A 23514-nucleotide genomic window follows, 5' to 3' on the forward strand; every position below is an offset into this window, starting at 1 on the left:
ATTGTTTGTAAACCTGGTTCTACCCTCAATTAGAAAAGTTTTGTCAGGCAGTCAGATGTGATCCTTCTCGTAACTCAACTTGAAACTTTTTTGACAACTGAAACAAGCATGAGCGCCTAGATACGGGTAAAAATGATTTATGAATGATTGAGCACTCGCTTTGATGTAGCGATTTCCCATGTCTCGCCGAATTTCCATGCGGCGATGCTTTTCTTCTCTGCGTAACATGACTGGTTAAAATATGCCTTTATGGAATATCCTAACCAGAAAAATATGGACTGAGACTGGGTGGTCGATCGCAGCGCTCAGTCCATTACGATTGATGCAAACCTCGGAGGTTTTAACCGGGAACCAGACATCTCGACCAGTGTAGTGGCTCAAACCTCCGAGGTTTTGGTTGGTTAGGCTCAGTTAGCCAATCAGTTCTTTGACTTTGGCAATGATGCCGTCTGGGTCGATGCCCTGGTGGGGATACTGTTCCCATAGACCGCCGGAGCCTTCTTTGTGGGTGCCGAGGTGGGCATATTTGGGAGTCAAGCCGCGCTCCAGCAGCCAGGTGCCAAAGCGACTGCCCAAGCCTGTTTTGCGGTTGAACGCTTCGACGACGAGGACAAAGGGGGTTGCGCCGATTTTGGCGATCGTCGCTTCATCCACCACATTCAACGTGGGTTTGTTGACCAGACCCACATCAATGCCTTCCTCTTTCAGGCGGTGCACGGCATCCAGTGCCCGATACAGCCCATCGCCAAAGCTCACAATGTAGCCAGCGGTGCCTTCGCGCACAATTTCATCTTTGCCAGGAACAAAGGTGTAGCCGTCGCCGTGCAAATCCTTGCCGTTGGCATCCAAAATGTTGGGGGTTTTGGAGCGGGTGGAGAAGATGAAGCGCAGTCCTGGATCGTTGAAGACGCCGGAGACGACAGCTTTCATCTGACCCGCATCGGCTGGGAAGTAAAGGCGAGTTTCGTAGCCATCATCCAGCCCGTTATCGGCAAAGAAGTTGTTGATACCGAAGTGGCAGGTGTTGTCTGCCATGTCGTCGATGCCGGAATGGGAGAAGTGGCAGAGCAGGTTGGAGTAGTTCAACCGTGCCATCGTGATTTCAGAGATACACATCTCTAAAAAGGCAGCGAAGGTCGCAAAAATGCCCTGCTTGCCTTTTTCCATGCCAAAGCCAGCGGCAGCGGAAATGTTGCCCCGCTCCATAATGCCGGAGGGGATGAAAACTTCGGGGTGGGCATCGTGGATTTTCTTCAGACCGCAGGAGCCTTCCAGGTCGCTGTCGATGACGAGGACATTAGCTTTGCGATCAGCTTCGCTCATGCCATCCAATACCGTATTCACCGCGTCGCCAAAGACGTTGCGGTTAGAGTCCCATTTGTCGCCTGCACCAATGAACTTGTAGGGATTTTTGGGCGTTTCGATCGCCTTCAAAAAGTCCACCGCTGCCGTTAAACCACGCTTTTCCAGGTAGGCGATCGCCAGTTTCACCGAAATGACATCATGTCCGTGAGTGGAACCTTCCAGCCCTTCAATACCGACGGACATGGGGCGCTTATTCACCACGGCGATCGGCCCTGGTGTCGCGATCGCTTCGATAATCCGAGCGTACAGATCGTCCAGATCTTCGCCATCGCCTTCTAAAACTTTGAGGCCATGCCCTTCTAGCGTTTTAGCCACGCTGTAACCGGGGAGGTATTTTGAGGGATGCCCGGCGATCGTCACATCATTGTCGTCAATGATTAGCTTGACGTTAATGTGCTGAGCCACCGCTAACCGTGCCGCTTCGGCATCGTTCCCTTCTTGCTGCGAGCCATCAGAACCCAGGCAGAAAACCGTTTTCCCAGGGTTTGCCAGTGCCACACCGTTTACATAGGGCCACATGTGACCGAGACGACCGGAGCTAAATTTCACGCCTGGAGTCAAGCCCAGTTCTGGGTGTCCGGGCAGATGGGCATGGGCTTCCCGGTAGCGGGTGAGTTGTTCGGCAGGCAAGTCACCGTACAGGGTTGCCATGAGGTATTGCGTTGCCACGCGGTGTCCGGCTTCGTCGAAGAAGATGGGCACGAACTGATCGGGCGCGCTGCGAAAGAGTGCATCCAGAATCATGACTTCGGGCACAGTGTCGTAAGGCCCACCTGTGTGACCGCCCACGCCTCTTGCTGCACCCGTTGCGGTGAAAAAGATAATCGCATCCCGGCAAAGCTGAATGTTGGCTTTGAGGGTGTCGCGCTGTTCGGTGGTCAGCGTTTTGCTAGCAGGGTCTAGCGTCAGCGGTTGGTAAGCGCCGAGGTCGATCGGAAAGCGAGTAGTCGTGGTCGTCATAGCTTAGATCCTGAATAGGGCGATGTGAGGCAAGCGGACACAATGGTCTAACACACAAAGGGCTGACACGCGAACGTTGAGTAACGAGCAAAGACTAGCGATACTTCTTGAATGCCAGCGTAACGTTATGTCCACCAAATCCAAAGGAATTAGACAGGGCTACATCCACTATCTGTTCACGGCTGTGATTGGGCACGTAGTCTAGATCACAAGCAGGATCAGGATTTTCGAGATTGATGGTCGGGGGAACGCGATCGTTCGCAATCGCCATCACTGCCGCAACCGCTTCGATACCGCCAGAACCGCCCAGAAGGTGCCCCGTCATGGATTTCGTCGAGCTTACTGCAATCTTGTAAGCATGGTCGCCCAGTGCCTTCTTCATCGCTGCCGTCTCCGTCGAGTCATTCGCAGGCGTACTGGTGCCGTGGGCGTTGATGTAGCTCACCTGATCGGGCGTGAGGTTGGCATCTTTTAACGCAAGCGAAATGGCTCTCGCCGCCCCTTCACCACCCGGAACGGGAGAGGTAATGTGATACGCGTCGCAGGTAGCGCCATAGCCAACAATCTCAGCGTAGATGCGGGCACCGCGTGCCAAAGCGTGCTCCAGTTCTTCAAGAATCAAAATACCGCTACCTTCGCCCAGCACAAAGCCATCCCGGCCTATATCGAAGGGACGGCTGGCGTGGGCAGGATCGTCGTTACGGGTGGACATGGCTTTACAAGCCGCAAACCCAGCAACGGAGAGAGATGTAACCGCTGCTTCGGTGCCACCGCAGATCATAGCCTGGGCATAGCCGCTTTGGACGAGCCGGAAGGCATCGCCGATCGCGTTTGAACCTGCTGCACAAGCCGTCACTGAGCAGGAGTTGGGGCCTTTCGCGCCGAGGTGAATCGCCGTTAAGCCTGCTGCCATGTTGGCAATCATCATGGGAATCATGAACGGGCTACAGCGATCGGGGCCTTTGGTCAGGTTAATTTCTTGCTGATCTTCCAGCACTTTTAACCCACCAATGCCTGTGCCGATGAGTACACCCACCTGTTCTGCATTCAGATCGTTGATAACAAATTTTGCATCGGCGATCGCTTGCTTACTCGCAGAGACCCCAAATTGAGCGAACCGATCCATGCGCTTCGCTTCTTTGCGATCCATATAGACGTGAGGGTCAAACCCTTTCACCTCGCCCGCTATCCGGCAATCGTGCCGAGACGCGTCAAACAGGGTAATGGGGCCAATGCCATTGCGTCCACTCATCAACCCTTCCCAGTATTCGGGCAGGGTGTTTCCAATTGGGGTAATCGCGCCCAGTCCTGTGACGACAACGCGTTTCCGATCGATACTTGTCATGGCTTCAACGTTGTGGGTGGCTACCCAGAATGCAGAACACAGAAGAATATAAATACAGCGAACAGTCTTCAGCCTTCAGTGAACAGTCTTTAGCTGTCAATAACCAGTGATTCTTGCGAATCTATGATTAAGCACAAAGCCTTACTGTTCACTGTTCGCTACTGACTGCATCTAAGCTGATGCCGCTACTTTATTATTGATATAGTCTACGGCTGACTGAACAGTGGCAATTTCCTCTGCCGCTTCGTCAGGAATTTCGATATCAAATTCTTCTTCAAGCGCCATCACTAGCTCAACGGTATCCAGAGAGTCGGCTCCTAAATCGTTCGCAAAGCTAGCTTGAGGCGTGACCTCACTCGTTTCAACACCCAACTGTTCAGCTACGATTTTCTGAACTTTGTCAAAAATTTCTGTCTCGGTCATAAACTTCCTCAATCAATGCAGCGGCGATGGTTATGCGAAAAGCCTGTTTGAACGCCTACCTGTAAGCATTGTGAGCGTTTAAACACTCCCAGTGCTCAGGCAACCCATTACAAACATTCTCTGATCTTATCTGAAAGCGCGATCGTCCGAATCATTCGCAGACGCTTTCCTAAGTGAGCCAAGCTCTAAGCATAGAAGATTCAGGGACAAAAACGAAACCAAGCAACGGCAAAAGTCCTTTCAAGTGGCGATTTTGCTGCTCTGGTCACAAGGTCAAAGTTGAAGGTGCCGTTCCTGTCGAAAAAAGGCATGATGAAGGAATAGAACTTACGCATTTGCCCCCAACCCCCAACCCTGGGGGCTTTAAATTGGCTCGGTTCCCCCAAACTTGGGGCTAGGGGGCTGTCCTTTGTACTTCGTTAAATAATGTCAGCATCCACTCTCAAATACGCCTACTTCCCAGGATGTGTCGCGCAGGGAGCCTGTCGGGAACTGCATCAATCGACGCAAGCATTAACCCAGGCACTCGGTATCGAACTCGTTGAACTCAAGAAAGCGTCCTGCTGTGGTTCGGGCACCTTCAAAGAAGATTCTCAGTTTTTGGAAGATACGGTCAATGCTCGTAACATTGCCCTGGCAGAATCGTTGAACCTGCCGCTGTTGACTCATTGCAGTACGTGTCAAGGAGTGATTGGACACGTCGATGAGCGGCTAAAGGAACGGCAAACAACCGATCCTGCCTACGTCGATCGCATCAACGGCTTGCTCAAACACGAAGGCTGCTCGCCCTACAAAGGCAGTACGGATGTTAAGCATCTGCTGTGGGCGATCGTCGGTGACTATGGTCTGGATGCTCTGGCACAGAAAGTGACTCGCAAGCTTGAAGGGCTGAAATGTGCCGCCTTCTACGGGTGCTACCTGCTGCGTGCCCAGGATCACTTACCTTACGACGATCCTTACAATCCGCAGTCAATGGAGAACGTGTTTCGTGCGATCGGAGCTACCCCCGTCCTGTATCGCGGACGCACTCAATGCTGCGGTTGGCCCCTCTCCAGCTATGCCACCGATCAGTCCTTCAAAATGGCGGGCATGCATATACAGGAGGCGATCGCGCAAGGTGCTGACTGCATTGTTACCCCCTGCCCCCTGTGCCACCTCAACCTGGACTCTCGCCAACCCGAAGTCGAAAACGTGATTGGGCAAAAGCTCGGTTTGCCTGTGCTACATCTGCCCCAACTCATTTCACTCGCGCTGGGCGTTGATTCAAAAGCCTTGGGACTCGATCGGCATATTGTTTCCACGCGATCAGTCTTAGAGCAGTTAAGCCTGACATAGACAAACTTGTTATGCTTTCAAGTCTTCAGTAGGGGTAGTTCTTAAAATTTGTTGTTCAGCCTTCAAGATTTGAACAGCTATCTAGTTATCCCAAGGAGCAAGGATGTCTGATAACTTACTGGTCTGTATTGGTGACGGCGATAGTATAGGTGATGTTATTGATCTTTACTTGCTCTCAGAAAATCTTGAAGAAGCCAGTAAATTTTCGTTCCAAGTAAAATCGGCTCTTGAGGACATAGCTGCTCTGGCAAAGAATGAGATCAATGCTTCATTAATATATGTTGCTGGAGATGACATATGTTTTATTGTCTCAGATGATCTAAATATCTCAAATGTTTTGGCTTCTTACTCTGAGTATTTTCTGAAAAAAACTGGAAAAACAATATCTTTTGGCGTTGGAAGAACATCAGTTGAGGCGTTAATATCTCTAAGAAGAGCAAAGGTCTCAGGCAAGGGAAAAGTGATTTTCTAGAGGTGATTAAGATTGAGAGACTTATACATCTTTGTCACTACTGATAGACCAGATCAGTACCTCAATTCAATCGTACATGGCATTGAAAGAGGTACGAGAAGAGTCGTATTTATTCAGGTTGAAGATAGTAAAACAGAGCAGGTTCAACTAAACTTGCTTCGAACTAGTGTATACAACTTGCTTCAGAATCTATCAACAGGATTCTACAAATATTATAGCGGTGCTTCCAAAGATAAAACAGTTCAATTAGATGGAGAGTATAGTGACAGTGATTTAGCAAAACTGAAGGCAAAATATAGTTTGTGCTTGACAGATAGTGTCGATTGGGTTGTTGACAGGGTTCAATACCTAGATTTGAGGCGCTATATATCTAATTTTGGCAAAAGAGAAAGCGCAATCGTTGATGTTACATCAGTATCTAAAGTTTATTTAGGTGACATTTTTGCTTGTTCTCTACTGGAAAACATCGATAAATTATATACATTTGAGTTACTTGTTAAACCTGATTTTGACAAGCCCTGGAAAACACTCATTCACGAGTTGGAAGAGGGCAAGACATACAGATATACAAACTTAGTTGAGACACCAGTATTTAGAGATAGCAAAAAATCAATCTTGATTAGGACAACTCCCTTATTAGTTTCAGTAGTTGGGACTGTTTTGTTTGTAGCTGTTACGCTTGCAGCAACTTTTATTTTGGGTTTCAGTAGCGTTTTTATACAGGTTGTAAGCACCATCGGAACAGTGTTAGGAATCATTTCATTTGTTCTTATCTATTTTCCTGTGCGCGGCAAATAAAAAGCAATCAGCCCGAAGTATAACAAATCGCTTGGAGCAATCTACTGACATCAGCTACTAATGCCTCTCAACTGGACTCCAGATGCTTCTGCCACGCTAGACGAGCGGCACCCACCATCCCTGCCTGGTTGCCCAACTCTGCCCGCAGCAGTTGCAGTCCTGCCCGTGAACTGGGTAAGACGCGTTGTTCCAGTTCTGCCTGGATGGCTGGAAAGAAGAGATCGGCACTGGCGCAGACTCCGCCGCCGATGACGATCGCCTCCGGAGTTAGCACATAGATTAAACTCGTTAGCCCTGTTCCTAAGTCGCGTCCATACTCCTGCCAGAATGCCAGTGCTTTAGTATCACCAGCGATCGCCAGCGCACATAACTGATCTGGCTCCATCCCAGTGCGTCGTCGGATGGCTGGCACAGAGGCATATTGTTCGAGCGACCCACGATTGCCGCTGTTGCAGGGTGGACCATCTGGATTCAGCGTAATCAAACCGAGTTCGCCAGCAGAGCCGTGGTGCCCTGTAAACAGCTTGCCGTCTAAGATAATGGCACCCCCAACTCCAGTGCCTAGCGTCAGCAAGATCAGGTTTCGATACCAGCGTCCGGCACCCAGCCACGCTTCACCCAGCCCCGCACAGTTAGCATCGTTTGCCAGCACGCTAGGACGATCGGTTTTTGCTTCGAGCCAGTCTGCTAGGGGGACATCGTGCCAACCTGCGAGATTAATGGCGACACGCGCAATTCGTCCTGTGGCATCGGTTGGGCCGGGGGTACCAACGCCGATCGCGATCGCCTGATGGTCTGGATCAACCTGGGCGATTGCGTCAACCATTGCGACTAATACCGCATCAGGGGTCGCAGGTTGCGGAGTCGGCACCGTCAATGCCTGTATGCAATGACCATCCTGGCTGAATCGTCCTAATTTGATGGCACTGCCGCCCAGATCAAGCCCCAGAACCTGTCCTAACGTTTGCCCGTGCAGACTCGTTTCAGTAGAATCCGTACCCATATAGCTGTTCTAGACGTTGTGAACGTGTGATTGAAGCCGTTGCAAGCCATTGTTTAGCTGTGATTCAACTTAGCAGCATCATTCACCGCTTGCTGGTAGAACGCTTCCAGTGCTTCAACGCAGGTACGATCGTCGTATAAATTGGCCTGTCTATCGCGCATGGTTGCCACTAGCTGCCGCCTCCAGTTTGGATTCTGACCTAAGCGCACGGCGATTTTAATATACTCTGCTTCCGTCTGCGCGATCGTCTCGGTTACACCCAGCGCTTGCAGAATGCCGTAGGAATGGCGACCTCGCATAAATTCTCCAGGGCATGTGACCACTGGCAAGTTGCAGGCGATAGCCTCTAGCGTGGTGTGCCCACCCGACCAGCCTAAACTATCCAGAAAAACGTCCGATCGCTGATTTAAATCCCAATAATCTGCCTGGTTTTGCGGTGGCAACAAAACGCAATAGTGGTCACTCTTTAACCCAACGCTGGCAAACGCTCGTTTCAGACGTTGCTTAAACTGCTCCAACACATAAGCACTGGAAGGACGGGCAATAAAAACAAATTGTGCCTTTGGGATTTGACTGGCGATCGCAGCAAACAGATAGTCATGCTGCGGCAACAGTTTGCACAATAATTGACAGGCTAAATACACAATGGCATCTTCACGCAGCCCAAAATCAGCCCGCGTTTTTGTTGGCGCTGGGATAGCTGGTTGTGCATAATAAATGCCAGTTTTTGGTAGGCGGATTAACGTTTCTGAGTAGTGATTCTGAGCGTCTTCTGGCTCCATCAAAGCGCTCGATAAAAAATAGTCGATCGTGGGTAAACCAGACGTGACTGGATGTGCCCAGGTGGAACATTGGATCGGTGCTAGTCGTAATCCTGCCAGTTGCGTCATCAATCCCTGCATGCCCAGATCAAAAAAGACCAGGATGTGCAATTGATTCGCAGTAATCTGTTCGCAAATTGTTTCTAAATTTTGCGGAAGCTGATAGAAACGATCGCTATAAGCACGATACTCTTGAGTCAGCCGATCGTAACAATCTCGTACATTGTAAGTGTATAGCTCAAAGGCTTCAGCATTGTGATGGCGCAACCAGCCGATCATGAGTTTACCGACAGTATGTTCCCACAAGCAGCCTGAGACATAGCCAATACGGATTTTCTCATCAGGTTTGAGGGGCTTTAGCGGTAAGGGTTGGCTCCATTGAGGATAGTTAGCCGCCATGACTTGATGCACGAACTCCCCATACTGCTTTTGTAAATTAAGGTCATTTTGCCCTTGATACGACAGCAAAAAGTTAGTGCCTCGGCCAATGCCTTCTGACGCCGTTTCAATATATTTAGTCGTTAAAAGATTGGTCTCTTTTACCAATGCGTCAAGCGCGTGTGTATAGCGCGATCGATGCACTGAAATTTCATCTTGTGTTTGATAAATTAAGGGCAACAAACGTTGATTTTCAAGCTTTAACGCCAGGTTTTCAGGCAATAACTGCGTTGCGTGTGTTGCGACTTGCAAGGCTTCTTCTAACCTACCTGCATTGTGCAAAACCAGCATTAAAGCAAGGTGCAAATTGGGTTCTTCAGGATAGTGAGTTAAACCCTGATGGTAAATCTCGATCGCGGCTTCTAATTGGTCTAGCTTCTCGTAGCAGGCTGCTAACGATTGATAAAAACTCGCATCATCTACTCGATTAAGCGCAACTTGTTGATAGTGTTCTAAGGCAGCTTGATAGTTTTGCTGCTGAAATAAGCGATCGCCAAAAAAGAGTGCTGCTTGTGTTGCATCCTGCTGCAAGTGCTTAGCAAAGGATACATTTTCTAGCACGTCTGCATCATCAGGGCTGAGTTGCAGTGCCGTTTGATAGGTGGCGATCGCGCCATCCAATTCTTGCTGTGCTAGCAGCGCATTGCCTAAATTTAAGTAAGTACCAACATGGTGAGGTTGAAGCGTGATGGCTTGCCGATAGTACAACTCTGCCTGATGCGCGTCGCCGTGATCGAGGATCAAATTTCCCAGGTTGTTGTAGGCATCTACAAGGGTCGCATCCAGCGCGATCGCTTGCTGATAGGCTTGAGCGGCAGCAGCAATATCGCCCATTTTTTCGAGTACCAGCCCCAGACTGTAGTGGTAGGGGGCAATCGTGGGTTGAAGGGCGATCGCGTGAGACAACGCGTTGAATGCCTCGTCCTGACGATCCAACAGGTAGTAAGTTACACCCAACCCATGCCAACTGTCTGACTGTTGGTCATCCTGCCGCACAATTGCTTCAAAGGACTGTGCTGCTTCTAAACGTTGGCCCGCTTCCCGCAGGCGCACAGCTTCTGCCTGTAGCCGTCTGAGCATATCGGCTGACTGCGTTGTTTCATTCGGCTTTGATACTGCCTTTGGCTCCGCTTCCGGCACGGAAAGATGAGACATCACCTGAATAAAGGCGGGTTTGCTTGCCGCCTGTAGCGTTGACCAGTCGTATTGATGAGTCGCTTGCGCATCCCAGCTTAAGATTTGCAGCCCATTCCAGAAGGTGGGGTGTCCATTACCGGGGGTGGGCAAATCTAACAACAGGCTGCATTGAGGATGCGCTGCAATAAAGTCCCAATTTGCTTGCTGTACAGGATCCCAGTTGCTGTCGTCTACGATGATGAGGGCACGATCGGCGAGGAAGGGTTTTGCCAGCAACAAGCCCATCAGTTGCGATCGATAGTCGTGAGCACCGTCATACAGGTAAACACCAATGCGATCAGGTGTGTCAAGCGATCGCAAATCGGTAAAGAAGGCTTCAAAATCCTGGTCGCAGAAGAACACCTGCTCATCCAGACCAAAAGCCGCTAAGTTTTGCAGCAGTTTTGACTGATTTTCGTGGGTAGCGTCAAACTCCGAAAAGTTGTCGATCGCGTAGGCCATGCGATCAGGGTGATTGAGCAAAGCCCCCGTCAAGGTTGAACCCTGGAAGCAACCTACTTCGCAGTACACTTCACCCGGTTCCATACAGGCGACGGCAAAATTTAGCAGTTGCAGCACATTGGCAGTCGTCATGCCCTGAATGCGCTGCAAGATCGCTTGAAAGGCTGGCGCTTTAGGGTGTACTACTTCATCGCCCCAATTGTCATACAAGGTGGGCAACTGTTGTATAAACCGTTGATAGTCCATTGGCTCAGCTCGTTTTGACGTTGCAAGGGCTGTCATCAATTACTCATACACATGACTTGCAGCAAGGGTTCCAGCCCCTAGCCTTGTTTGTGAGGACGGGCGCGGTAAGGCGGATACTCAAGGTTTTTGAGCTTAATTGATGACGCGCCCTAGTATGCCCACCTTGCAAGGGTCTACACCAGAAAGGGTGGGGCAACAGTGACGAACAGAGGCAAGCACAGCATGACTGCATACACAGTTCTGCATACAAAGAGCTGAATGCAATCATGCTTGCCGACCTCAAAAGGCATCTGGTCATCGCCTAAGAATCAAGTTCTGGAGAAACAATTGATTTTGCTGTGGCATTTGTTGCCATTTTTTGCTATTGGAAACGGTATAGTAGCCTAGTATCAACTTCACGCTCACTGATCAATCGTAAGGCTTGCGTTTACCCCTGCTTGCCCCGGTCGTTGAGGTTCCCTCCCTTGATTCATCCTGAAACTCCGTTAACGAACCCGCTTAACCTTGTTGTACAGCCCCATGATCTGAAAACAGCTCATGATCTTAGTCTCATTGGCTTTCAGCCGTTACCACTTGTGCCACGACTTGTCTATTTAACGACGTCACATCGTCAGCTTACAGAGACGTTCGTGTGGATGAGTCAGACTCTTTCGGAGACAAGTCAATTGTATTCGCGCTACTGCATGACGCGATCGCCGTTAGATTCTAAAGCCTTGCTAGTCGATTTTTTAGACGCACAGCCACTTAGCACCATTACAGAATCAGTTCGTTACGCCTGGTTTCTGCAAGTGCTAGTAAAACGCAACCTCTTCTTTAAGTACCAACCCATTTTTGATTTGCGACAGGGGCATGTCATTGGGTACGAGTGTCTGGCGCGGGCGCGCTGTGCCCAGGGACGCTACTACGGTGGACAACAGTTGATTGACGCAGCGCTAGCGTTAAACTTGCTGCGAGAATTTGATGATGCAGCGCGCACGCTCTGTATCGAATTGATCGCGCAGGTAAGCCCAAACCTCGTAGCAGGCTACGCACTTAATACAGAACCACCTTCCTTCTTTATTAACGTACTGCCAAATACGATTCTCCACGATCCCAAGGCGTTTGAACAAAGCGTGCAGCAAGTGGTTGAACTGGGGTTGCAGCCACAGCAAGTCGTGTTTGAGTTAACCGAGGTAGAAACTTTAATCCACAATCCAGATTTGTACGGCCTCATTAAGCGTTTACGCGCACAGGGTTTTCGGTTCGCTGTGGATGACCTTTGTGGTAATGTGGCGGCTGATCACTATTTCATGGCCTTTCAGCCCAATCTTATTAAGCTCGATCGCCATTTAATCTCCGGTTGCGGGCAGCAGACTCTGAAACAAGTGCTACTCAAAAGCCTACTGCAATCGGCCCATGAGTTGGGCATTCAGGTGCTGGCAGAAGGATTGGAAACACCTGCGGATATTGAATTTTGCCGTACATTGGGTATGGACTATGGACAAGGTTTTGGCTTAGCCTTACCCGAACGTGCGCTGCAAACTCAGCCGCTGAACCTGTTCAAGCTTGCTACGGCGTCTTAACTCATGCCTTACTCGATCGCCCAACTCAATCAAATGTCTCAGGATGAGTTTGTCGCCGCTCTGGGTGCCGTTTTTGAGGATACGCCTACGATTGCCCGCAAAACCTGGAAGCAGCGTCCTTTCAAAACCTTAACGGACTTGCATCAGGCAATGGTAGCAGCCGTTCAACACATGACACCAGCAGAACAACTGGCATTGATTCGGGCGCATCCTGACCTGGGCAGCAAGGCAAAAATGGCGGATGCATCCGTACAAGAGCAAGCCAGCGTGGGACTCGATCGCCTGACACCCGCAGAATACGATCGCTTTCACACCGCAAACGAGGCATACAAAGCCAAGTTTGATTTTCCCTTTATCATTGCGGTCAAAAAGCATACCAAAACTAGCATTTTGGATGCTTTCGATCGGCGCTTGCACCATACACCAGAAGCGGAAGTAACCCAGGCGCTCACTGAGATTACTCAGATCGCCCAATTTCGTCTAGAAGCTCTAGTTCTCTCCGTTTGAGTGCAAGAAATTAAATAATAGGACTTACGCATTTGCCCCCAAACCCCCAATGCTGGGGGCTTTAATTGGCTCGGTTCCCCCAGCATTGGGGGCTAGGGGGCGAAAGATGATCGCTTTTGCGTAAGTCCTAAATAAGAAAAAGACCTGACAGCCCCCTGTCAGGTCTTAGACCTTTGTACTTGAAGTACCTGATCTATGTTCTTAAGATACTGGCTACTAGGACGTGGCTCCTTCGCCTACCAGGGCGAACGTTTGAGGTGATTGTGCCGTCACCCGGTTAGATTAGGAGACATTCACTCTGCGATCGCCGGCAACCGCTGGCAACCGTGGACATTCAATCAAACTCCGGTGCCCATAGATCTGTAATCTGCACTTCCCAACCAGGAAGCACATCGGGAACCGTCAATGTTTCACCATCTTGCAATGTGATGGGTTCCTGGAGCGATCGTCGCACCTCAACCCACCGCGGCTCTGAGTTAATGAGCATCCCCACTCGTGTTCCCAAACTCAAGAACTCGTCAATCTTGGCTCTCAACTTGGTCAGACTGTCGGATAGTGACTTCACTTCGACCATCAAATCAGGAGTCAATGGCGCAAAACTGCGCGGACTTTTACGTAACCGTTCTGCCTGCACAAAAGAGACATCCGGCGCACGGGTATCGTCATTGGGTAACGTAAACCCAGCACTAGAACCTGTAATCCTCCCCAGTCGGCGATCGTCCACCCAGTTGAATAGTTTGGCTGCCATTCTTACCGCAACTTCATCGGATTCGTAGCTTGACGGACTCATGACAATAATTTCTCCATCCACCAACTCCAGACGGTGATCGGGGATTTGCTCCTGTAACTTCTCCAGGTCTTTAACGGTGAGAGCCATAGTGCATCCAGAGAGACTCAAGTTATTTCAATCTTGACACAGAGGGAGAAGAGGGGCTGAAGGGCTGAAAGCTAAAGGCTGAAGGGATGAAGGCTAAAGGCTAAAAAGCTGATCGCTAATCGCTGATCGCTGAAAGCTATTGCCATTAATCTTGCAAAGGTGCTTATGGTGATGCGTTTTGGGAGGGGCGATCGCGGTAAGCTCACAACCAACGCGTTTTAGCGTTCGACCCGTTCAGTTCAGCGCCTATTCATCACACACTACGCTATGGCAGAACACTATCCACGCGACATGGTTGGCTACGGTCGCTATACTCCCGATCCCAAATGGCCCAACCAGGCACGGGTTGCGGTGCAGTTTGTCATCAATTACGAAGAAGGCGGCGAGACCTGCATTTTGCATGGTGATGATGCGTCAGAAACCTTCTTGTCTGAAATTGTGGGAGCCGTCCCATTTCACGGTATCCGCCATATGAATATGGAGTCGTGCTACGAGTACGGCAGTCGATCGGGCTTTTGGCGACTGCACCGCATGTTCACCGATCGCGGCATTCCTGTAACCGTCTATGGTGTGGCAATGGCGCTGGAACGCAATCCAGAAGCGGTTGCGGCCATGCTGGAAGTGGATTGGGAAATTGCCAGCCACGGCTATCGCTGGATTGATTACAAGTATTTTGGCAAAGCAGCGGAACGAGAGCATTTGCAGAAGGCGATCGCCATTCACACGCAGGTTACAGGTAGTCGTCCCCTGGGCTGGTACACAGGCAGAACCAGCCCACACACGCGCCGCCTGGTCGTCGAAGAGGGCAACTTTCTCTACGATGCTGACAGCTACGGGGATGATCTGCCCTATTGGGTGCATGACTATGGCAAACCCCATCTCGTGATTCCCTACACGTTAGATAACAACGACATGCGCTTCGCCAGCATTCAAGGCTTCAACTCTGGCGATCAGTTTTTTGCCTACCTGCGCGATGCGTTTGATGTGCTTTATGCCGAAGGTGACACCGCGCCGAAAATGATGAGTGTAGGGCTACACTGCCGTCTAGTCGGTCGTCCTGGTCGTGCAGCGTCTCTAGCCAGATTTTTGGATTACGTGCAAAAGCACGATCGCGTCTGGCTCTGCCGCCGTATTGATATTGCCCGTCATTGGTATGAGCACTATCAGCCTTGAGGAAATTGCGGCGTTTGAGAAATTCTAAGCTTAGATAGTCTCAGCCCTATATTTTTCAACAGAGTCTATTGTGATGAAGTTTAAGTACGGTTCAGCCTTGATTACCGCCCTGGTCATCTCGTTTGCAACAGTGCTGCCTGGTCTGGCAGAAATAGGCACCATTCAGGGGAGCGGTCGTGTGAATATACGGGAAACTCCTTCAACCAGCTCTAGTGTTCGGCACTATGGGTTAGGCGGCGATCGAGTGACGATTCTCAACCAAACCAATGCGCCGGATGGCTACCGTTGGTATTTCGTTGAATTTTCTAATTCTGGTGCACGCGGTTGGATTCGAGGCGATTTGCTGCGGGTGGGTGGCAACTATGGTGGCACTTCGACTCAACGCGTCTCATTTGCACCTGGCACGTCAGCCGCTACGGTAGGTGGCAAGGTGCAAGGGGCTCAGTCTCGTGACTATCTGGTGAATGCGAGAGCAGGTCAAACGATCAACCTCAGTACAGTCGGTACCAGCTCCTTTTTACAGCTACAGGTATTTGCTCCCAACGGCAGCAACGTCTACACGGGTAGCCGTAACTGGTCAAATGTATTGCGCCAAAGTGGAGACTATCGCGTGCGCGTGCGGATAGTGCCTGAGGAGCAGAAACCGGGTACAACAGCAGAGTACAGCCTCACGGTCAGCGTCCGCTAATTACAGAGGCGATCGCACCTAACCACTGCCATAGCCATTCCTTGATGTAGCGCGATCGCCCCTTTCGTAGATAGAGCGAATGTGATGCTACAGCATTAGTCAATTCGTACCGCAGGCATCAAACCTTTAATAGAAGGGACAATCGCGCGACCAAAAGCTTCCGAACCCGATCGCTCACAATTTTCAACAGCGAACGGATGACGCATTGAGCGAGAACGTTGCAAACATCCCGAATGCGATCGCGCTACAGTAAGCGTTGACGACTCATCCTTCTGCCTCCTACCTCCTGTCTGCTTCCCCTGCTTCCCCCGGTTCCCCTGCCTCCCCTGCTTCCTACTCCCCCTCTCTACCCTCATGACTGAACCACGTACAGCGGCTTACGGCTCCTGGAAATCTCCCATCACCTCTGATCTCATTGTTGCAGGCACGATCGGGCTGGGCGGCGTGCGGCTGGATGGTGATGATGTGTACTGGACAGAACTACGTCCCACTGAAGCCGGACGGAATGTAGTGGTGAAGCGCACATCGGATGGACAGGCGATCGACGTGACACCCGCTCCCTTCAACGTGCGAACGCGCGTACACGAATACGGCGGCGGTTCCTATCTGGTGCATCAGGGAACGCTCTATTTCTCCAACTTTGCCGATCAGCGACTGTATCGACAAACCGTTGGCGCAGAACCCATTGCCCTCACGCCTGAAACCGCATGGCGCTATGCCGATGGCGTGATGGATGCTCAGCGGCAGCGGCTCATTTGTGTGCGAGAAGACCACACGGGCGCAGGTGAAGCGGTGAATACGATCGCCAGCATCAGTCTGGACAGCAGCATGGAGCAACACGTCCTGGTTTCTGGCAGCGATTTCTACTCATCCCCGCGCCTCAGCCCGGATGGTTCTCACCTGGCATGGATTAATTGGAACCATCCCAACATGCCCTGGGACAACACAGAACTCTGGGTGGCGACGATCGCTTCCGATGGCTCCCTCGAAGCCTCACAGAAAATTGCGGGTGGTGTAGAAGAAGCGGTGCTGGAACCCCAGTGGTCGCCTGATGGCGTGCTGTACTTTGTGAGCGATCGTTCTGGCTGGTGGAACCTTTATCGCTGGCAGGGAGAGATTGAGCCGCTGTGCCCGATGGAAGCCGAATTTGGGTCGCCGCATTGGGTGTTTGGCATATCCAACTATGCCTTTGAGTCTGCCGATCGCCTCATCTGCACCTACAGCAAAGAGGGCATTTCCTACCTCGCCAGCCTGAATACGCAAACAAAAGCCCTGACCGTGCTCGAAACGCCCTACACCGAAATGGGCGGCATTCACGTCGCAGCCGGACGCGTGTACTTGAATGCCGGGTCAGCGACGGAACCGGGCGTGATCGCTCGGCTGGATCTGGCAACCAATCAAATCGAAGTCCTGCGCCGTTCCAGCCGTTTGACGATCGACCCAGGCTATTTGTCTGTGCCTCAGTCGATCGCCTTTCCCACCGAGAATGGTTTGACCGCTTACGGCTTCTTCTACCCGCCCAAAAATCAGGACTATACGGCTCCAGCGGAGGAACGTCCACCCCTGCTGGTGAAAAGTCATGGTGGTCCCACAGGCTCTACTTCAACCGTGTTTAACCTCAAAATTCAATACTGGACGAGTCGCGGGTTTGCCGTGCTGGATGTGAACTATGGCGGCAGTACGGGCTATGGACGTGAATACCGTGAACGCCTGAAGGGGCAATGGGGCATTGTGGATGTGGATGATTGCGCCAATGGTGCCAAAGACCTCGCCGAATCTGGCAGGGTGGATGGCGATCGCCTAGTGATTGATGGCGGCAGTGCAGGCGGTTACACCACCCTGGCAGCGTTGACGTTTCGCAAGGTGTTCAAAGCGGGAGCCAGCTTTTACGGCGTAAGCGATCTGGCAGCATTGGCACAAGATACCCACAAGTTTGAATCCCGTTACCTGGATGGGTTAATTGGTCCCTATCCCGAAGCAGAGGCACTTTACAGAGAGCGATCGCCCATTTATGCGACCGATCGCCTTTCCTGCCCCGTCATTTTCTTCCAGGGTGATGAAGACAAGATTGTGCCACCTAACCAGGCAGAAATGATGGTAAACGCCCTCCGTGCCAAAAAGCTGCCCGTTGCCTATGTCCTCTTTGCAGGCGAACAGCACGGCTTCCGTAAGGCTGAAAACATCAAGCGCACGCTTGACGGTGAATTCTACTTCTACGCGAAAGTGTTTGGCTTTGCAATGGCAGATGACGTGGAACCTGTGGCGATCGACAATCTCTAGTGATGCATCTCAAAGAAAACGCGGTTTTTACACCGTTGGTTAAAATTTGGGAAGCAATTGAAAAAAAGATGCTCTAAAGGTCTTTTGGAGGTAATAGATGCACCAGGTTAATCTCAAGGAAGCCGCTACTCAACTGGCAGCGCTCATTGATGCAGCAGCCAGCGGCGAGAAGGTTGTCATTACACGCAGCGACGGTGCCTCGTTTCAAATTGTCCCACTTAACACTCCTAAGCCTTACCCCAAGTTTGGCAGTGGAAAAGGCTTGGTGAGTATGTCTGACGATTTTGATGCTCCTTTAGAGGCTTTTGAGGACTATGCTCCATGAAACTTCTGCTCGATACCCATACGTTCCTATGGTTTATCGAAGGCAATCCTAATCTGATGGCTTAAGGCTTCGTCTCCTGGGATCAGTTGCACAGAGCCATTACGGATCTCATCACGTCGTTGCTTCGCCTCAGTCACCCAAACTGCCTGAACGGTTGAATCGGTATCAAATTCCAGGCTTTCAACTAACCTTTCTGCCAGAAGCGCCCTGGATGCAGGAGGGAGCGCGAGAAGTTCTTCGGTTAGCTGCTCAATCGATCGCATAGATCCTCGCAGAATAATTAGGTAAGATGTCGAACCGTCATTCATTTGAACGCGCTGCGACTTCACCTCTTGATTTTAGCTTGAAGAGGAAATCGCTCCAGAGCTGATGTTGAATTTTTCGGTGATTCATCCAATCAATAAGAGCAGCGATCCAATGAGTATTTTGATGCACCAAAAATTTTGAGGACAATACATTAACCGATATAACCCAAGAAACCTTCTGTTTCCAAAGTGTTTTTCATGCTTAAAAATAGATCTTCATATTCTGTGCAAGGATACTGATTAAGATATTCAGTTATAACTTCAGTACAATCTTGAATTGAGCTGAATTGTTCTAAATGTATAAGAAGAAACAACGCATTACTTCTCATTCTCTCGTCAAAAGAGCTATTAAAAGCAATTGATTTCAACAACATTTCCTTATCAGAGATCAAACTAATGATTGCAGATATAGCATACCCGATAGAACCTCTAGAAAAACCCCAATCATCGACGATAGAGAGAAGCTTGACGACCTCTGTTATTCCAAATATTTTTGCTAGATGCGATCTCGCGTATTTCTCAACCTCAATCTTTACAATATTGTCTTTATGCCAAAAAATATCCATGTGTCCTGACAAAAGAGATAAATATGAAATAAATTGAAAAAGTATGCGATCATCTTCAATACTTGAGAAAGAATTAATAAGATAGAACCATGCTGCTCTCTCATTCCTGTAGCTAACAAAAAGAGATATTAATCCTTCCAAGCATTTATCCAACTCATCCATTGTTGCAAAATATTCAAGGGCGCGTCCAAAGTTCTCATGTTTTTTGTATCCTTCGTAACGCTTAAGAAATAGTCTTTTGAACTCTGAAAATGTCTCAGAATTTAACTCATTGTCTAGCGAAATATGTAAAGTATACGGTCCATTTTTAATGGCAGATGGGTTGCTTTGAAGATAATCAGTAATGTCTATCCAAAATGCGGATTTAATTTCTGGGTCATAAACTACACCAACCACTGGTGCAATATTACTATTCCAATACTCAAAATGATCTTTATCTGCCGGAAGTGCATAGTATGACTTCCGCTTAAAAGACTCACCTGATTTTATTTGAACCCATACAAAACAGCCAGTTGTCTCTTCGTCTAGAATAAATTCGATATAAGCATCATTGCCCATATTATTATCTAGTTCCACCGCTTGAAAGATTGAATTATCACTTGTTACAACTTGGCGAACATAATTTACCCCTGCTGAACTTGTTGCTTTACTTTTCTTCCTTCTAGTACTCACAGCTTAGTTGTCTCACTGATAACTCAAAAAGAATGCCCTAGAGGGTGTGAACCTGATCGTCCCTCTCACACCTTCACCACAACGCCTTTACTTTCGACAGCCGATCGCCCAACAGCGCACAGAGCATACACCCCTGATGAAACAGCTAAGGTTGTGGTTGCAGCGGGAAGCACCTGATGAAGTGTCCAATTTGTACCGTTTTGCTGGTAGAGCGTCCAGCCGCGAATGGGTTGCGGGGAGGCATTCCATGTGAGTTTGCCGTTGCTGGTGTGAACGCCTTTGGGCATCGTGGGTGTATCGGCAGGAAGCCATGGCATGGCGGGCGGTAGAGAAAGGTTGGCGTAGGTTGTGGTGCGGAAGCGATCGCCAATCCCTTGATGGTTTGCGGTGAGTGCCTTTGCGCTAAAAAACACATTGCCCAGTGCCAGTTGGGGTGTAAGCTGTCGAGTCAGATCAATCTGGTTCAGAATTTCGGACAGATCCCATTGGTTCCCACCCAAAGCGCCCAAATTGTTACCAGGGTAGAGGTGCCGCTGTTTGGGGTTGTTGTCTGTCCACCAGCGCAGCAAGACGGGATAGCTTTGCGCCGTTGCATCAATGCGCCAGTAAAGCTGAGGCGAGAGGTAATCCACCCAGCCTTCCTGCAACCATTTGAGGGAATCGGCATAAAGCTGGTTGTAGGCATCCAATCCTCGCACCTGGGGCGGCTGACCAGGGCGGTAAATGCCAAAGGGACTAATGCCAAATTTAACGTGGGGTTTGGCAGCCCGAATGCCTGTCGCAAGGCGTTGAATGAGACGATTCACATTGTCGCGTCGCCAGTCTGCGAGAGATAGCGTTCCCCCACCTGCTTTGTATGCTTGATAAGTTTTGTCGTCGGGGAAGGTCTGTCCGGCGATCGGATACGGGTAAAAATAATCATCCAGGTGAATGCCGTCTACATCGTACCGACGCACCACATCGAGAATGACATTTGCGGTGCGGTCTTGCACCACCTTTGCACCAGGGTCCATCCAAAGCTGCTTATCCCACCGATACACCACGTCAGGATTTGTCACCGCGATGTGAGGGCTGACATTGATGATGCGTTCAGACGTGCGGGCGCGGTAGGGGTTAAACCAGGCGTGTAGTTCAATGTTGCGCTGATGAGCCTGAGCGATCGCAAACTCCAACGGATCATAAAACGGATCGGGTGGTTTGCCCTGAGTGCCCGTCAGCCAGAAACTCCAGGGTTCCAGCGACGAGCGATAGAGTGCATCGCCTTCGGGACGCACCTGCAAAATCAGCGCATTCAGGTTCAATGCCTGCATCCGATCGAGAATGGCGATCAGTTCTGCCTGCTGCTGTTGGGTGGAAAGTCCGGCTTTGGAGGGAAAATCGCCGTTCCAGACGCAGGCAACCCAGGCGGCGCGAAATTCTCGCGTATGGGAGACGGTGATCGTGTTCACCCACGGCACGATCGCACTGGAATTGATCGCAGGTGCTTTTCTTAGAGCGACCAGGCATTGATAGACAAAGGCGGCAATTTCGGCGCGGGTAGCGGGTTGGGTGGGTCGCAGTCGTCGTCGATCGGGGTGGTTGACGACGAGTTCGTTGGCAGTGGCAGAGGCGATCGCGGCGATCGCCCAACCTGCAATCTGAGCGTTATCTTGATACAACTGTGCTAACGGGACATCAGCCTCAGACGACAGCCCTAACCCACCGACCAGCGATGCCAGCGCCTGCACTCTGGGAATGTTCTCATTGGGGCGAAACTGCTGTCCCGGATAGCCTGATAAAAAGCCCCCTTCGTAAGCGCGGCGAATGGCTCCTGCCGCCCAGTGCGTCGTTGGTACATCCACAAACGGCACATAGGGACGAGTGGCAGTGGGACTAAAGGCAGCTTGCAGCACCGAGGCAAATTCTGCCCGACTCATGGCGCGTTCGGGACGAAAGGAACCATCTTCAAACCCGCGCATGATGTTGCGTTGCGCCAAGCCTTCAATAAAAGGACGGGCCCAGTGGGTTTGGGTATCGGGGAAACCAGAAGCGACCATACGCAGCCATTTTTGAGTTTATTATCCTCTAAGACTTACGCACTGATCGGTTAACCTCTTGATTTCTTCTCGCTCTTGAGGCGATCGTTTGCACACATTTTTAGCTACGTTGATGCATGTTGCCGGGGGACTTCCCCCCGGTCCCCCGCTATGTGGGGTCCTAACTCCCCCACGCCCCCCGAAAGGTGCTGTTTGTTTGAGTACAAAATCAGGGGTACACTTTTCAACGGTTTGGTAGATGAGGGCGCGCTGCTGGAGAGCCTCAGCTTACAAACTCCAGCTTTCTCAAGCTTTAAAGATCAAGCTTTAGAGACATTTGTTGGGCAGATGGTTCGTCTGGTTGATTGGTTTGGTCGATCGCCGGACCCGATGCCAACTTGTGTGCGTGTCGCGTCGTTTCGGGCAGCCGATATTTGGTGGTGCAGCGCATGACGTAGGCGATCGCGGTTTCTAGACTCACCCGATGACCCGGTGAAATGTAGAGAGGTTTGGTGCCGGGACGGGTTCGCAATGCGGCACCAATGGTTTCGCCCTTGTGGATCAGGGGTTGCCAACTGCCACGATCGTCCGCCAGTTCTGCGTGCTTGCCAACGAGTAGAGATTTTGCCACGCCGATCGTGGGGACATTGGCTAAAAGTCCGATATGGCACGCAATGCCAAAGCGACGAGGATGAGCGATGCCCTGACCATCACACAGCAACAAATCGGGAATCACGGTGATTTTTTCCAAGGCATCCAGTACGGCAGGCACTTCTCGAAAGGAGAGGAAACCGGGAATGTAGGGAAAGGTCGTGGGACGACGAGCGATCGCGCGATCCTGCAACTGCAAATTGTCTAGATTGAGTACGGCGATCGCGGCACGAGTAATCGTTCCCTCGGATTCAAAACCGACATCAACACCCGCAACATAATGAATGGTATCGAAGTCATCGATCGTCACAATCTCTTTGCGGAGGTCTTGCTGGATGGCGATCGCCTCTTCTGCCGTGAGCACCCATTCGTGACGTTGGATGATGTGCATGGGAGAGGAGGGGAGGCAGGGGGAGCAAGGGGGGCAGAGGTAGAGAGAGAAGACGCGGCGATACGGAGACACGGGGACGCGGAGACAAAAACAACTCAAAACATGGAACTCTTCCAACCCTACGTTCTGTACTCTATACCCCATCCCTTACTTTGCGGGTGGATACTTCATCTTAATTTTGATGGTTTCCTCAGCACCTGCCAGAAGGAAGACGCAGTCGCCGTAGCGGGTCAGATCTTGACGAGTATTGGGATTGTTGGAAAACCCGTAGCCTTCAGTGGGAATGCCAGTCGTGTTGCGGTTGAGTTTGCGATCGCCGTTCAAGTCCTGAAAAACTACAATGGCATAGCTACCAGAGGAAATGTCTTTAAGCGTGATTTTCAGCGGATCCTCAGCACTTTTTTCAGACAGTTTGACGCATCGGCGGATAACAGCATTTTTATCGTTGTTCGGAAACCCAAAACTTCTGGAAAATAGCCTAAAGCAGACTGCACCTTTTTGCGTTTTCAACCCATCAATTTCAATGGTCAAGGTGCTTTTAAGCTCAGCTTTTGCGATCGATGCCACGCATAGGCTGGAGAGTGTGATCAGGGCGATCGTGCCCATTCTGATTTTTGTTAATTCAAACATTGCCAAACTTTTATGTGGTTGATTTGAA

The 23514-nt window shown here is 50.4% G+C and carries 20 protein-coding genes; 9 read left to right on the forward strand and 11 right to left on the reverse strand.

Going from position 1 to position 23514, the window contains the following annotated elements:
* Positions 1-411: 411 nt before the first annotated feature.
* The 3 genes from AC5JLP_RS26360 to acpP all read right to left on the reverse strand — a co-directional run bounded on the left by AC5JLP_RS26360 (position 412) and on the right by acpP (position 4093).
* Positions 412-2325 (reverse strand): thiamine pyrophosphate-binding protein, encoded by a 1914-nt coding sequence (locus tag AC5JLP_RS26360; RefSeq protein ID WP_496070812.1) that lies wholly within the window; start codon positions 2323-2325, stop codon positions 412-414.
* 94 nt (positions 2326-2419) lie between these two features.
* Complete coding sequence (gene fabF / locus AC5JLP_RS26365) at positions 2420-3670, reverse strand: beta-ketoacyl-ACP synthase II (protein WP_496070813.1); 1251 nt, start codon at positions 3668-3670, stop codon at positions 2420-2422.
* A 171-nt stretch (positions 3671-3841) separates the two neighbouring features.
* Complete coding sequence (gene acpP / locus AC5JLP_RS26370; protein WP_496070814.1) at positions 3842-4093, reverse strand: acyl carrier protein; 252 nt, start codon at positions 4091-4093, stop codon at positions 3842-3844.
* A 426-nt stretch (positions 4094-4519) separates the two neighbouring features.
* Here acpP and AC5JLP_RS26375 point away from each other — a divergent pair, with 426 nt between their 5' ends.
* The 3 genes from AC5JLP_RS26375 (at position 4520) to AC5JLP_RS26385 (ending at position 6698) form a co-directional block, all read left to right on the forward strand.
* Positions 4520-5428, forward strand: a complete 909-nt coding sequence (locus AC5JLP_RS26375) for a CoB--CoM heterodisulfide reductase iron-sulfur subunit B family protein (protein WP_496070815.1) — start codon at positions 4520-4522, stop codon at positions 5426-5428.
* Positions 5429-5531: 103 nt separating this feature from the next.
* Entirely contained in the window at positions 5532-5900 is a 369-nt protein-coding gene (locus AC5JLP_RS26380) for a mCpol domain-containing protein (protein WP_496070816.1), read from the forward strand.
* A gap of 12 nt (positions 5901-5912) precedes the next feature.
* The gene (locus AC5JLP_RS26385) at positions 5913-6698 is read left to right on the forward strand and encodes a hypothetical protein (RefSeq protein ID WP_496070817.1); all 786 of its coding nucleotides are present in this window, start codon (positions 5913-5915) and stop codon (positions 6696-6698) included.
* 67 nt (positions 6699-6765) lie between these two features.
* On the opposite strand, the gene AC5JLP_RS26390 is transcribed toward AC5JLP_RS26385, so the two are convergent.
* Together AC5JLP_RS26390 and AC5JLP_RS26395 are read right to left on the reverse strand one after the other, a co-directional pair.
* Positions 6766-7701, reverse strand: a complete 936-nt coding sequence (locus tag AC5JLP_RS26390) for an ROK family protein (protein ID WP_496070818.1) — start codon at positions 7699-7701, stop codon at positions 6766-6768.
* A 53-nt stretch (positions 7702-7754) separates the two neighbouring features.
* Entirely contained in the window at positions 7755-10880 is a 3126-nt protein-coding gene (locus AC5JLP_RS26395; RefSeq protein WP_496070819.1) for an O-linked N-acetylglucosamine transferase family protein, read from the reverse strand.
* 599 nt (positions 10881-11479) lie between these two features.
* Here AC5JLP_RS26395 and AC5JLP_RS26400 point away from each other — a divergent pair.
* Together AC5JLP_RS26400 and uraD are read left to right on the forward strand one after the other, a co-directional pair.
* Entirely contained in the window at positions 11480-12406 is a 927-nt protein-coding gene (locus tag AC5JLP_RS26400; RefSeq protein WP_496070820.1) for an EAL domain-containing protein, read from the forward strand.
* Positions 12407-12409: 3 nt separating this feature from the next.
* Positions 12410-12913 carry a 2-oxo-4-hydroxy-4-carboxy-5-ureidoimidazoline decarboxylase gene (uraD, locus tag AC5JLP_RS26405; RefSeq protein WP_496070821.1) on the forward strand — a complete coding sequence of 168 codons (504 nt, stop codon included), beginning with the start codon at positions 12410-12412 and terminating at the stop codon, positions 12911-12913.
* Positions 12914-13247: 334 nt separating this feature from the next.
* Here the strand turns inward: uraD and AC5JLP_RS26410 are convergent, their stop codons facing one another.
* The gene (locus AC5JLP_RS26410; RefSeq protein ID WP_496070822.1) at positions 13248-13790 is read right to left on the reverse strand and encodes a Uma2 family endonuclease; all 543 of its coding nucleotides are present in this window, start codon (positions 13788-13790) and stop codon (positions 13248-13250) included.
* A 267-nt stretch (positions 13791-14057) separates the two neighbouring features.
* On the opposite strand from AC5JLP_RS26410, the gene puuE reads away from it, so the two are divergent.
* The 4 genes from puuE (at position 14058) to AC5JLP_RS26430 (ending at position 18256) form a co-directional block, all read left to right on the forward strand.
* Complete coding sequence (gene puuE, locus AC5JLP_RS26415) at positions 14058-14963, forward strand: allantoinase PuuE (protein WP_496070823.1); 906 nt, start codon at positions 14058-14060, stop codon at positions 14961-14963.
* 73 nt (positions 14964-15036) lie between these two features.
* On the forward strand, positions 15037-15651 hold the full coding sequence (locus tag AC5JLP_RS26420) for an SH3 domain-containing protein (protein WP_496070824.1): 615 nt from the start codon (positions 15037-15039) through the stop codon (positions 15649-15651).
* A 354-nt stretch (positions 15652-16005) separates the two neighbouring features.
* Positions 16006-17931, forward strand: coding sequence for a S9 family peptidase (locus AC5JLP_RS26425; protein ID WP_496070825.1), 1926 nt, complete (start codon positions 16006-16008; stop codon positions 17929-17931).
* Between the two features lie 97 nt (positions 17932-18028).
* A complete protein-coding gene (locus AC5JLP_RS26430; protein ID WP_496070826.1) occupies positions 18029-18256 on the forward strand; it encodes a type II toxin-antitoxin system Phd/YefM family antitoxin in 228 nt (75 codons plus the stop codon).
* 26 nt (positions 18257-18282) lie between these two features.
* Here the strand turns inward: AC5JLP_RS26430 and AC5JLP_RS26435 are convergent, their stop codons facing one another.
* The 5 genes from AC5JLP_RS26435 to AC5JLP_RS26455 all read right to left on the reverse strand — a co-directional run bounded on the left by AC5JLP_RS26435 (position 18283) and on the right by AC5JLP_RS26455 (position 23486).
* Positions 18283-18519 carry an addiction module protein gene (locus AC5JLP_RS26435; RefSeq protein WP_496070827.1) on the reverse strand — a complete coding sequence of 79 codons (237 nt, stop codon included), beginning with the start codon at positions 18517-18519 and terminating at the stop codon, positions 18283-18285.
* Positions 18520-18713: 194 nt separating this feature from the next.
* Positions 18714-19799: a DUF4365 domain-containing protein gene (locus tag AC5JLP_RS26440; RefSeq protein ID WP_496070828.1), complete on the reverse strand. Its 1086-nt coding sequence runs from the start codon at positions 19797-19799 to the stop codon at positions 18714-18716.
* A gap of 65 nt (positions 19800-19864) precedes the next feature.
* Complete coding sequence (locus AC5JLP_RS26445; RefSeq protein WP_496070829.1) at positions 19865-21835, reverse strand: glycoside hydrolase family 10-like protein; 1971 nt, start codon at positions 21833-21835, stop codon at positions 19865-19867.
* Positions 21836-22127: 292 nt separating this feature from the next.
* A complete protein-coding gene (gene nfi, locus AC5JLP_RS26450; protein ID WP_496070830.1) occupies positions 22128-22856 on the reverse strand; it encodes a deoxyribonuclease V in 729 nt (242 codons plus the stop codon).
* 147 nt (positions 22857-23003) lie between these two features.
* Positions 23004-23486: a DUF2141 domain-containing protein gene (locus AC5JLP_RS26455; RefSeq protein ID WP_496070831.1), complete on the reverse strand. Its 483-nt coding sequence runs from the start codon at positions 23484-23486 to the stop codon at positions 23004-23006.
* Positions 23487-23514 lie beyond the last annotated feature (28 nt).

Source organism: Stenomitos rutilans (assembly GCF_059505485.1).

Bases quoted from the DNA above. Each gene is read 5' to 3' on its own strand.
- AC5JLP_RS26435 (WP_496070827.1), bottom strand. From the start codon at position 18,519: ATGCGATCGATTGAGCAGCTAACCGAAGAACTTCTCGCGCTCCCTCCT.
- uraD (WP_496070821.1), top strand. From the start codon at position 12,410: ATGCCTTACTCGATCGCCCAACTCAATCAAATGTCTCAGGATGAGTTT.
- AC5JLP_RS26420 (WP_496070824.1), top strand. From the start codon at position 15,037: ATGAAGTTTAAGTACGGTTCAGCCTTGATTACCGCCCTGGTCATCTCG.
- AC5JLP_RS26400 (WP_496070820.1), top strand. From the start codon at position 11,480: ATGAGTCAGACTCTTTCGGAGACAAGTCAATTGTATTCGCGCTACTGC.
- AC5JLP_RS26395 (WP_496070819.1), bottom strand. From the start codon at position 10,880: ATGACAGCCCTTGCAACGTCAAAACGAGCTGAGCCAATGGACTATCAA.
- AC5JLP_RS26445 (WP_496070829.1), bottom strand. From the start codon at position 21,835: ATGGTCGCTTCTGGTTTCCCCGATACCCAAACCCACTGGGCCCGTCCT.
- AC5JLP_RS26360 (WP_496070812.1), bottom strand. From the start codon at position 2,325: ATGACGACCACGACTACTCGCTTTCCGATCGACCTCGGCGCTTACCAA.
- AC5JLP_RS26375 (WP_496070815.1), top strand. From the start codon at position 4,520: ATGTCAGCATCCACTCTCAAATACGCCTACTTCCCAGGATGTGTCGCG.
- fabF (WP_496070813.1), bottom strand. From the start codon at position 3,670: ATGACAAGTATCGATCGGAAACGCGTTGTCGTCACAGGACTGGGCGCG.
- AC5JLP_RS26430 (WP_496070826.1), top strand. From the start codon at position 18,029: ATGCACCAGGTTAATCTCAAGGAAGCCGCTACTCAACTGGCAGCGCTC.
- AC5JLP_RS26455 (WP_496070831.1), bottom strand. From the start codon at position 23,486: ATGTTTGAATTAACAAAAATCAGAATGGGCACGATCGCCCTGATCACA.
- AC5JLP_RS26380 (WP_496070816.1), top strand. From the start codon at position 5,532: ATGTCTGATAACTTACTGGTCTGTATTGGTGACGGCGATAGTATAGGT.
- acpP (WP_496070814.1), bottom strand. From the start codon at position 4,093: ATGACCGAGACAGAAATTTTTGACAAAGTTCAGAAAATCGTAGCTGAA.
- AC5JLP_RS26390 (WP_496070818.1), bottom strand. From the start codon at position 7,701: ATGGGTACGGATTCTACTGAAACGAGTCTGCACGGGCAAACGTTAGGA.
- AC5JLP_RS26410 (WP_496070822.1), bottom strand. From the start codon at position 13,790: ATGGCTCTCACCGTTAAAGACCTGGAGAAGTTACAGGAGCAAATCCCC.
- nfi (WP_496070830.1), bottom strand. From the start codon at position 22,856: ATGCACATCATCCAACGTCACGAATGGGTGCTCACGGCAGAAGAGGCG.
- AC5JLP_RS26425 (WP_496070825.1), top strand. From the start codon at position 16,006: ATGACTGAACCACGTACAGCGGCTTACGGCTCCTGGAAATCTCCCATC.
- puuE (WP_496070823.1), top strand. From the start codon at position 14,058: ATGGCAGAACACTATCCACGCGACATGGTTGGCTACGGTCGCTATACT.